We start from the raw sequence: 10,331 nt of genomic DNA, 5'->3' as shown, positions 1-10,331 counted from the left end.
GGTATTCCCCCCATTTCTAGCGGTCGCTGGAAGTAGAGGCTAGGCCATGATGGCCGATCGTTGTTTCGGGGTAATGCCACCGAGCGCCATATTGGGGCGTTCGTGATTGTAAGACCATAGCCATTTTGTCGCGTAGTCCTGGACTTCGGCGACGGTCTCGAACAGGTAATGCGCCAGCCAGTCATACCGCACAGTCCGGTTGTACCGCTCGATATAGGCGTTCTGTTGAGGCTTGCCTGGCTGGATGAACTGCAACCTGATTCCCCGCTTGCGGGCCCAGTTCTTCAATGCTTCGCTGACATACTCCGGGCCGTTGTCACACCGAATCGCCTGCGGCGGCCCTCGCCACTCGATGACCTGATCCAGAGCGCGGATCACTCGCGGTGATGGCAGCGAGAAGTCCACGTCGATGCACAGGCCTTCCCGGTTGAAGTCGTCGATGACATTGAACAGCCGAATGCTGCGGCCGTCGGCCAACTGGTCGTGCATGAAGTCCATCGACCAGCTTTCATTCAACGTCAATGGCACCGCCAACGGTTCGGGCTGCTCACGCACCAGCCGCTTGCGGGGCTTGATGCGCAGGTTCAACTCCAACTGCCGGTAGATACGATAGACGCGTTTGTGATTCCAGCCAAAGCCTTTGACGTTGCGCAGGTACAGGAAGCACAGACCGAACCCCCAGTTGCGCTGGTTGTGGGTCAGCTTGACCAGCCAATCGGCGATGACGTCATTCTCCGTCGAGCTCTTGGCCTGATACCGATAGCACGTCTCGCTCACGCCAAAGGCAGCGCAGGCCGTCTTGACCGTCAGGGCGCGTTCTCGCACGGCACGCATGGCCATCTCACGTCGGTGAGATGGCCTTACCACTTTTTTTCGATGGCTTCCTTCAGGACATCGGCCTTCAGGCGTTCCTCGGCATACATCTTCTTGAGGCGGGCGTTCTCGGCTTCCAATTCCTTCATCCGTGTCATCAGCGCCGCATCCATGCCGCCATATTTGGCCCGCCATTTGTAAAAGCTAGCGTTGCTCATGCCGTGCTCCCGGCATAGCTCCGGAACCGGTGTGCCGGCTTCGGCCTGCTTCAAGATGGCGATGATCTGGCTGTCCGTGAATCGGGAGGTCTTCATGCAAATTTCCTAAGGTACCGCTGATAGAAAATTCTACTTCCCGCGACGCTTACTTTACGGGGGGAATACCGTGCGACTCCCCGATGGGACGGTCACCATCACGAAGCGATAGCAGGATTTTTTTGTAGCCGACATCAACACATCCTTGGCGACAAACGCCAACCCCTGAGCTACCCAAGTCGGGAGCTTCCAGAACAAGCAATTCAGGGGAAATCGTGATTCCAGGTATTTTCAGCGCCCGGGGAGCCAGGCTTGGCTCATGCGCTCCGAGACTCGTGGCCGCCGCGTCCGTTGCGGTCATCTCGACATATGCTTTCGCGCAAGGCCAAACCTACGACGTCAATATTCCTGCGCAGCCGCTGGATCAGGCACTCCGCGCATTGGGTCGTCAATCGGGCGCGCAAATCGTCTTTGCCACGGATTCGGCGAAGCAACACCAGGCACCGGCTGTCAACGGCAAGCTCTCGGTATCGGACGCGCTGGACAAACTTCTGGTTGGTAGTGGCATGACCGCACGCAATATGGGCGGGCAATCGTACGCCATTAGCGCGCCAGAACCGGCCGCCGCACCGGCCTCCACCCCGAAAAGCCCGGAAACGACGCTCCCGACCGTTCAAGTACAGGGCATTCGTCCGTCCCTGTTCGCCAGTTCCGGTATCAACATGGGCGCCCTCGGTGAGCGTCAGCCAGAAGAGGTTCCGTTCTCCGTTCAGTCCTACAACTCGGAATTAATGAACAGCCAGGACGCACGAACGTTGATGGACGTCCTCAAGAACGACCCATCGATTCAGGATGCAACCCAGGCCGGCGCCTATGAGACCGTGCGAATTCGCGGCTTCTTCGTGGACTGGACCAACACCATCCGGCGCGACGGCATGTCTGTCGCCCCCTATTACGAGATTCCACTCGAAAACATCGAGCAAATCGATGTCCTGAAGGGACCTTCCGGATTCCTCTACGGCATCAACTCGCCGGGCGGCACCATCAATTACGTTATCAAGCGTCCGACGCGCGACCGGTTTGCCAGCATCAAAACGGGAATTCGTGACCACGACGGCTACTATGCGAGCGCCGATATCGGCGGCCCGCTAGGCGACGGTCGATTCGGCTACCGATTCAATGTCGCTGGCGAGAAGCTCGGCAATTTCGGGCACAACGGCGACACGTCGCGGACCTTTGTCGCGGGCGCGTTCGACTGGGCCATCACGCCTCAGGCGCTGTTGCAACTGAATTTCGACTACCAGAATCGGAAAATCGCCGCCCAGCCCGCGATTGGTCCGTACCCGGACGGCACTCTGCCGTCGCCGGTCAATCCTCGCATTCTGCTTGGCCAGCCCTGGCTGCAATACGAGACAAAGACCTACAACATCGGCGCGGACTTCAACTACCGGTTCAACGATAACTGGAAAGTCACCAGCCGCGTCGCGCAATCCTATAACGCGCGTGTAGCCGCCTTCCCGGATATCTATAACGTTGCGCGAAACGGCGACATCCTTTCAGGAGACATCTACCTGAATCCCGACCAGAACTTCCGGGTTCTGTCGACGGATACCTATGTCACAGGCAAGTTCAAGACCGGACCGATTGGACACCAACTGGTCGCGGGTTTCTCGACGCGCCACTTTCAGGCGGTCGAGTCGGGCTTCACGGTCCTGGACACGACGGTGGGAAATATCTACCAGCCAATCTACTCACCGGCGCCAAGCAATCTCACGTTTCCGAAACACAATACTTCCAAGAACTACCAGCCTAGCGTCTTCGTGAGCGACGTTATTTCGCTCACGCCGAAGTGGGACGTGTTGCTCGGTCTGCGCCACATCCGCTACAAGAACGACAGTTTCCCGGCGTCCGGCAATAACACCACGCAAGAAGCGAGCGTCAATGCGCCATCGTTCGCGCTAACGTTCAAGCCGATGCCTAGCGTGTCGACCTATGTCAGCTACGCGGAAGGCTTCGAACAACCGGGCCCGGCAGGTTATGACACGAATAATGCCGGCGAGAATCTGGCGCCGCTCAAGACGAAACAGTACGAGTTCGGCGTCAAATCGCGCGTTACCGACAACCTTCTGCTGACCGGAGCGATCTTCCGCCTTGAGAAAACCCTGCAATACGTCAACGCCGACCACTTTACGGTACAAGGCGGCGTTCAGCGGCACCAGGGCGTGGAGCTGACGGCGAACGGCAGAATTGGCAGTGCGCTCTCGATTGTGAGCGGCCTGGCATTCCTGCACACGGAGGCCGACAACCCTGGTGATCCGTCCGTCGCTGGAAAGCGCATCGCGGATGTACCGAACTTTCAGGCCAGCACGTATCTCGATTATCGAGTGGCCGCCCTGCCTGGGCTGAGCGTGAATGGAGGCGTCTACTACGTGGGCCGCCGCGCGCTGAACGCGCAAAACTCAAGCTGGATGGCTGGATACACGCGATTCGATGCCGGCGCGCGTTACACCACGAAACTCGCCAGCTATCGCACGACGTTCGCCCTCACCGTTCAGAACCTGACCGACAAGCGCTATTGGGCAGCCGGTGACCCCAGTATTAATGGCGCCTGGCCTGGCCGTCCGCGTACGGTTTGGTTATCGGCCCAGTTCGACATGTAAGAGATTTGCGTGGCAAGACTGACTTCCCGGAGCCGCTTCCTGGCAGTGGAGCAGTCTTGCAAAACGATCCGCCCTTTATCGGCAACGCTTCTTGTCAGAACCCAATTGAAATCGACGCCAATATCGTGCGCGGATCTGCTTGAGCCAGGCCGCCGTATGCGTCTACCGCAGCCCATCCACGTCGGTTCATGACGTTTCGAATGGCCAGGCGGAATGTCATCGGATATTGGCCGCGATCGATGCGATATCTCATGCCCAGGTCCAGACGGGTCCAGGACGGCACGCTCTGGGTGTTGACCGCATCCACGTATTGCGGGCCGTTATATGTCAGGTAGGAGGTGAATGTCAGCCCCGAAATTCGAGGCACATCCACTTCGGCACCCAGATTGGCTTGCCAGGAGGGAACACCAATGGGCGTCTTCCCGGACAGATTTGGGCTTCCAGATATCTTGGCATCGAGCCACATGGCACTGGCGCTAAGACGCAAGCCCGGAAGTATTTCGTCGCGTATCGCCAGTTCCAGCCCACGATTGCGTTGCTCGCCGTCGGCACCAAAGTGGGCGCCCGACATAACACCGCTGACTTTACTGAGCTGGAAGGCGCTGAAGCTGGCGAAGAAGTCGTGCCGTGCGAATCTCACACCGGCCTCGTACTGGGTGGAACGGTATGGGGCAAGCACCTCCCCGGCATTCGTGGCATTCGTCGGTGCGGTATCCCCCTTGCTGAGACCTTCGATGCGATTCGCGTAGAACGACACCGATGGAGTGGGCCTGACGACGATACCAAGCAGCGGAGAAACCGCGCCTTTGTCGTAGTGGTCGGTAACGGCGGCGCCATCGGAATCGAAGTTATCGGATCTGATCCTCTGATAACGAAAGCCCGCTGTGACCTGCAACGCTTCATCGAGCATTGCGACGGTGTCGACCAACGATAGCCCGGTCAGGTATGTCGAAGAAACCTTCGGAACGCTGGCGGGATCGGGAATGGCTTGAAACGGTAACGGAAGCGGATCGTAGAGATTCGTGATTGACGTTATCGAGGAATTCACCAAGCCGCGATTGAGCTGGTCTCGATATCCGCTCAAGGAAAGCGCCATCCGATGAGTCAAGGGTCCGGTTCCAAAATTCCATCGCCCCCCTGCTTCCGCACTCGATCGCGCGACTTCGAACCGATAGTTCGTGTCGAATACCGAAACATCGCCCGCTTCGTTAATGAGCGTGGGTGTAATGGCGAATACGCGCGCAACGCGCGTCCGGCCACCGCCAACGTGCGCAAAAAGCTGGACACGCTCGTTCACGTCGTAGCTGACGCGCGCGAGAACCGACCCATCATTGATTCTTGAGGACTCCCAGGACTGGGAAATATTCCGATGACCGTCCGGGGCAGCCGGGACGGAAATTCCCGGCACGATATGCACAAGCCGGAACGGTGCGGATATCGTCTCGTGCTGACCGATGACGTCGAGACTCGCCTTCAGGCCATTCCCACGATAATCCAGCGCCAGCGCGCCAGACCCTGCGTTGCGATGCTGGTTATCCAGGCCAGTGTCCCCGGCTCGATATCCGCCGTTGAATCTCACCCCGAAGGCTCGGTCACTACCAAACCGCCTGCTCACATCGATTGACGTCCCAAGCTGGGAAACGGAGCCGTAGTCCGCGCCGATTTCCGTGACATCGTTATCCGCCGCGCGCTTTGGCACGATGTTGATCGCCCCTCCAATGCTGCCGCCGGGTGACATGCCATACAGGAGCGTCGTCGGGCCCTTGATTATCTCGATTCGCTCGACATACCCGGTCGCCACACGATAATTTGAAGCGATCCCGTAGACGCCATCGAACGCGATCTCTCCAAAGTTTCCATTGCTGTACGGAAACCCTCGAATCGTGAAAGCATCGAGTATGCCGCCTGGCTTGCTGACGGAACGCACGGAGGCGTCATTTTCGACGACATCGGCAACGCTCTGGGCCTGAAGATCCTTGATTGCTCTCGCGTCGAACACTCTCGTACTGACTGGGGCATCCATGCCACCCACCTCACCGATAAGCCCCAGGTTCGCGGACCCGCTCGGGTCTTGCACTTGCTGACGGGCGCCGCGAGCCACGACCGTCACCGTTGGCAAGGTTTGAAGGGAATCCGCCCGCTCGCTGGCACTACCCTTTCGGCGTATGACATAGCCGCCGTCCCGCAAATCGACGACATCATAGTCACTGCCCTCCAGCAACTTGCGGATGCCGTCCAGAACGCTGTATCGCCCCGCCAACCCCGCGCTGTGCGTTCTATGCAAAGCCTCGGCCTCAAAGGCCAGATCGATCTTCGATTGCGTCGCAAACTGGATGAGTACTTTGTCGAGCGGGCCGGGCGCTATTGCGTACTGGTGCAACTCGGCCGCGGCCCCGCGCATGGGGTCCGCAGCCGCACTGACCTGCATACCCATGACGATTGCCATCGCAGCGACGATCCAGGACAAGACCGAGCGATAGCTCATCGACATGGGTCCCGCATCAAAAATCAACCGTCACCGAGCCGAGGAACGTCCTGGGAGCGCCCTGCGAGATGGTGCTGTAAGACGCGACGCCTCCCCAATAGTTCTTGTCGAAGGCGTTGATGACCGTGGCGCGGAATGTGGTGGCTTTGCCGGCCACCTTGGTCCGATAGCGGGCCCCGAAATCGAATGTCGTCCACGATGGCACGGCCTGGCTGTTGGCCTGGTTGACGTAAACGCGACCCGTATAGTTCACGGAACTGGTCAACGTCAGCCCTTGAAGCCACGGCAGATCCCATTCGGCACCGAGATTGGCCATCAAACCCGGCACACCGACCGGCCGATTGCCTTGGGTCGCGGCACTATTGGTCTTGGTCAGCTTGCCGTCGATCCAGGTCACGCCGCCAAGCAGGCGAACGCGACGGACAACTTCCCCGGAAACGATCAACTCCAATCCCTGGTTGCGCTGCTCGCTGTCAACGGCGTAGACGGTTCCGAATAGCTGGCCGCTCGGCTTGGTCATGCGGAACGCCGCAAGCGTTGCCATGAGCGAACCGGAGTCGACCTTGACGCCCACTTCCTGTTGCTTCGTCTTGTACGGGGAGAAGACCTGGCCGGCATTGGAAGCGGTGGCCGGCGCGATATCGCCCTTGCTCAGCCCTTCGACGTAATTGGCGTAGAACGATACGTTGTGCCACGGCTTGAAGACGATGCCCGCCAGCGGCGTGACAGCGTTTTCATCGTAGGACGATGACTTTGCACCGGTCGCCGTGTTGTAGTTGTTCGATTCGACTTGCTGGTAACGCAGACCAAGGGTCAGCGCTACGCGGTCGTCCAGAGCGCTAAGGGTGTCAACGAGCGCGACGCCGGACAGCGTGGAATCGGAAACCTTGGGCACGTACTTTGGCGGTGCGATCGACTGCTCCGGACGCACAACCGGGTTGTAGATATTCGACTGGACGGCCGTGCCCGAAACGTTCGCATTGGCAATGCGGTCCGAGTAAAAATTGCCTTGCAGCGCCAGCGTGTGCTTGACGGGACCCGTGTCGAATTTCGCACGTACGCCCGTGTCGAACGACATCCGGTTCACCTGGAATCGCCAGTTCTGCACGGCGGCAGACGTGTCGCCAGCCGAATTGAGAATTGTCGGCGTCTGATCGGAAAGTCGCGCTACGTCCGAACGTGTCCCGCCTGCATCGGCAAAGACGGTCACGTTATCCGCGACGTCATACTCGACGCGCAACAACGTGGATACGTCATTGGACTTCCACCAGCTCCACGGCTGAGTAATGTTGCGCCGGCCGTCCGGGGCCGTTGGGACATTGATGCCAGCCGCCACGAGGAACGGACGCGTCGGGGCGTCGATCCACTGGTACTGCTCGATCAGGTCGAGCGATGCCCGCAGACGGTCGCCGCGATAGTCCAGCGAGAGCGCGGCCACTTCGCTACGCGACTTCTGGTTGTCTAGCGGTGTTCCGCCTTGACGATGCAGTCCGTTGAAGCGAACGCCCCACTCCTTATCCTTGCCCCAGCGGCGGCTCAGGTCTACGCCGCCGCCGACCTGCGCGTCGGAGCCGTAGTCGAGCGTAAATCGCGTCAGGTCGGTGGCGCCCGCCCGTTTGGGTACCACGTTGACCACGCCCCCAACCCCACTGTTCGGAGACATGCCGTAGAGCATGGCGGCCGGGCCCTTGAGAATCTCCACGCGCTCGATGTATTCCGGGAACAGGTGGTAGTTCGGAGAAACACCGTACACGCCGTCGAATGCAACCTCCGACAGGTTTCCTTCATTGATCGGGAAGCCACGAATCATGAACGAATCGGTGACCCCGCCGGTCTGGCCGGTAAATCGAATCGACGGGTCCGCATTCAGGACATCAGCCAAGGTCACGGCCTGCTGATCCTCAATGCGTTGAGCGGTGTAGCTACTCGTGGAGAAAGGAGAATCCAGGGTGTCCCGGTTGCCCAGCAGGCCGAGCCGGCCACCGCGCGCGGTCTGGCCGCCAACGTAGGCTGCGGGAAGCTCGGTCGAATCATTCGTGGCCACCCCACTCACCGTAACCGTTGGGAGCGTCGCTTCCGCCCCCTGCTCCGAGGGAGCCTGAGCGTAGGCGTTGAAGGACACCGCGCCCGATCCCAATGCCAGACAGAGCATCGCCTGGTGCAACGCTGCGGTGATGGGAGTCAGGGGAAGGCGGCATGAGATATCGGTGCGGCATGGCTTGCGGCGGGATTGCGGTAACGACATGGTTCTCGATAGTCCAAGGCAGGTTGAAGGGTGTTCCTACAATCCAGGCCGGACAGTCGCCCCAAATCCCCTCAATTCACATCGAACTAATTTGTAACAACGGCATGGCCTAGCCTTGATCCATTGGTCCCACGCGCACCCAGTAGCGGCTGAAATACGAAACACGGATGGGCAATGCCTTCTCCAGGAAACGGAGCGTGCGATCCGTGTCGTCAATTCGGTATGCGCCAGAAATAGTCAGGTCCGCTACCGCAGGATCGCAGTCGATCCGCCCATGCCGATACCGGCCAAGTTCAGAGAGCACGTCGGCCAAGCGCATGTTGCTGCCCGATAGCAAGCCGTTTGCCCAACTGTCCTGGGACATCCCCGAGACTACGCTCCGCGAGCTGGCGCTATGGTTCATCTCCCATGTGGTTCCTGCCTCCGCTATCGACTGGATCTTGTCACGCTCCGCATGGAGCGCGACCGCGCCTTCCTGGACGCTTACCCGAGCCAGCTCATCTTCGAGGCGGACGACGAAGCGCGTGCCGAGCGCGCGCATCGTCCCGAATGACGTCCGCACCTGGAACGGGCGCCGCATCGCACGTTGAATAAATCGCTCGTCATGACCGGTCGTCACCAGAATTTCCCCGCGTCTCAGAATCAGATATCGCCGCTCATCGCTGAAGCGAATATCGACCGCGGTGTCTGTGTTGAGAACGACGACGGTGCCATCGTCCAAAACCAGCCTGCGTTGCTGACCCACGCCGGTACTGACTTCCGCAAGCCATCGATCCCACGGCGCATAGCGGTATGCGGTTGAGAATCCGAGTACCGATACCCCGCCGAACGCCAGAACCTTGAGTGCCTGCCGCCGTCCGGCCTGGCCTCGGCCCCGTATTGCATCCGCGTTCTGCAATGTCTCCAGCGCGAGCGGTGCGGGCACTCTTGGGAATCCATCCCGCAACGACTGGACACGCTGCCAGGCAAGCTTGTGGCGGGGATCGGCGCATTCCCAGACCAGGAATCGTCGACGCGTCTCATCGGTAGGATTGTTGAAGAGTAATCGGACCGCCCAGTTGATTGCCTCGTCGACAATTTCGGACGGTAGATCGTCGCGCAGTTTGGACATTGCTCAGCTACCAACCATTTTGCTAGTTGGCAAACTGGAGTTCATAGCATCGGCGCATCGCCTGAGCGATGTACCGCTCCACGGTCGCTAGCGACATGCCGATACGCTCGGCAATCTGAGGGCATGTCAGACCGTCGAGCTGCGCCAGCAGAAACGCCGTGCGTGCGCGTGGCTTCAGTGTGTCGAGCATCCGGTCGATTTCCATCAGCGTCTGAAAGAAATGCAGACGGCTCTCCGGCGACGGCGCGTGGGCCTCCGGCAGGTGGGCCAAGGTCTCAAGCCACGCAAGCTCCAGCTCGCGCCGCCTCCAGAAGTCGATGACCAAACCGTTCGCAATCGTTCCCAGATAGGTGCGAGGCTCGCGGATCTCCGCGACTTTTCGGTGCAATACCCGGACGAACACATCCTGAGCAAGGTCCGCGGCATCGCATGCGTTTCCAATTTTGCGCAGCAGCCAGCCCTGAAGCCAGTCGTGGTGATGGCTGTAGAGAGCATCGACATGGGACCGCGTCGACGGATCCACGGCGCTCATGGAGAGCACCTCAATGCCCTTGCGGGCGCGTGAACCGGAAATTTGAAGCAAACGATCGCCATGTGGAAATACGTCGGCGCAACCTGGGAATTCGGTCAAAAGATGAGGCTTGTGCAGCCCACACCGCTTCAGATCAAAGCATCTGAGGTGTTGAACTGTAACTGATTCTCACTTACAACGATAGAGGCCGATGCAGTCACGCCATTCCGCTGTCGCGATTGCGCGACTTTC

General features: G+C 59.5%; 6 protein-coding genes. 1 reads left to right on the top strand and 5 read right to left on the bottom strand.

Annotated features, from left to right (window positions below; genetic code table 11):
* Positions 1-39: 39 nt before the first annotated feature.
* Positions 40-1,127, bottom strand: a protein-coding gene (locus AC3FLX_RS29625; RefSeq protein WP_488696234.1) for an IS3 family transposase whose coding sequence is annotated in 2 segments (ribosomal slippage) — positions 40-875 and positions 875-1,127 — 1,089 coding nt in all. Because the reading frame shifts where the segments join, the coding sequence is not laid out codon by codon here.
* Between the two features lie 275 nt (positions 1,128-1,402).
* On the opposite strand from AC3FLX_RS29625, the gene AC3FLX_RS29620 reads away from it, so the two are divergent.
* Positions 1,403-3,727, top strand: a complete 2,325-nt coding sequence (locus AC3FLX_RS29620) for a TonB-dependent siderophore receptor (protein WP_488700902.1) — start codon at positions 1,403-1,405, stop codon at positions 3,725-3,727.
* Positions 3,728-3,821: 94 nt separating this feature from the next.
* On the opposite strand, the gene AC3FLX_RS29615 is transcribed toward AC3FLX_RS29620, so the two are convergent.
* From AC3FLX_RS29615 to AC3FLX_RS29600, 4 genes are all read right to left on the bottom strand, one after another.
* Positions 3,822-6,218: a TonB-dependent siderophore receptor gene (locus AC3FLX_RS29615; RefSeq protein ID WP_488700901.1), complete on the bottom strand. Its 2,397-nt coding sequence runs from the start codon at positions 6,216-6,218 to the stop codon at positions 3,822-3,824.
* Between the two features lie 10 nt (positions 6,219-6,228).
* The gene (locus AC3FLX_RS29610; protein WP_488700907.1) at positions 6,229-8,364 is read right to left on the bottom strand and encodes a TonB-dependent receptor; all 2,136 of its coding nucleotides are present in this window, start codon (positions 8,362-8,364) and stop codon (positions 6,229-6,231) included.
* A gap of 202 nt (positions 8,365-8,566) precedes the next feature.
* Complete coding sequence (locus AC3FLX_RS29605; protein ID WP_488700900.1) at positions 8,567-9,568, bottom strand: FecR domain-containing protein; 1,002 nt, start codon at positions 9,566-9,568, stop codon at positions 8,567-8,569.
* 22 nt (positions 9,569-9,590) lie between these two features.
* Positions 9,591-10,091 carry a sigma-70 family RNA polymerase sigma factor gene (locus AC3FLX_RS29600; protein WP_488700906.1) on the bottom strand — a complete coding sequence of 167 codons (501 nt, stop codon included), beginning with the start codon at positions 10,089-10,091 and terminating at the stop codon, positions 9,591-9,593.
* Positions 10,092-10,331: the final 240 nt, after the last annotated feature.

It is taken from the genome of Cupriavidus sp. 291-E7 (genome assembly GCF_057798835.1).
Note: the sequence above shows the minus strand (reverse complement) of the source record. Positions and strands in the feature narration are given on the sequence as shown.

Bases quoted from the DNA above. Each gene is read 5' to 3' on its own strand.
- AC3FLX_RS29610 (WP_488700907.1), bottom strand. From the start codon at position 8,364: ATGCTCTGTCTGGCATTGGGATCGGGCGCGGTGTCCTTCAACGCCTAC.
- AC3FLX_RS29615 (WP_488700901.1), bottom strand. From the start codon at position 6,218: ATGTCGATGAGCTATCGCTCGGTCTTGTCCTGGATCGTCGCTGCGATG.
- AC3FLX_RS29605 (WP_488700900.1), bottom strand. From the start codon at position 9,568: ATGTCCAAACTGCGCGACGATCTACCGTCCGAAATTGTCGACGAGGCA.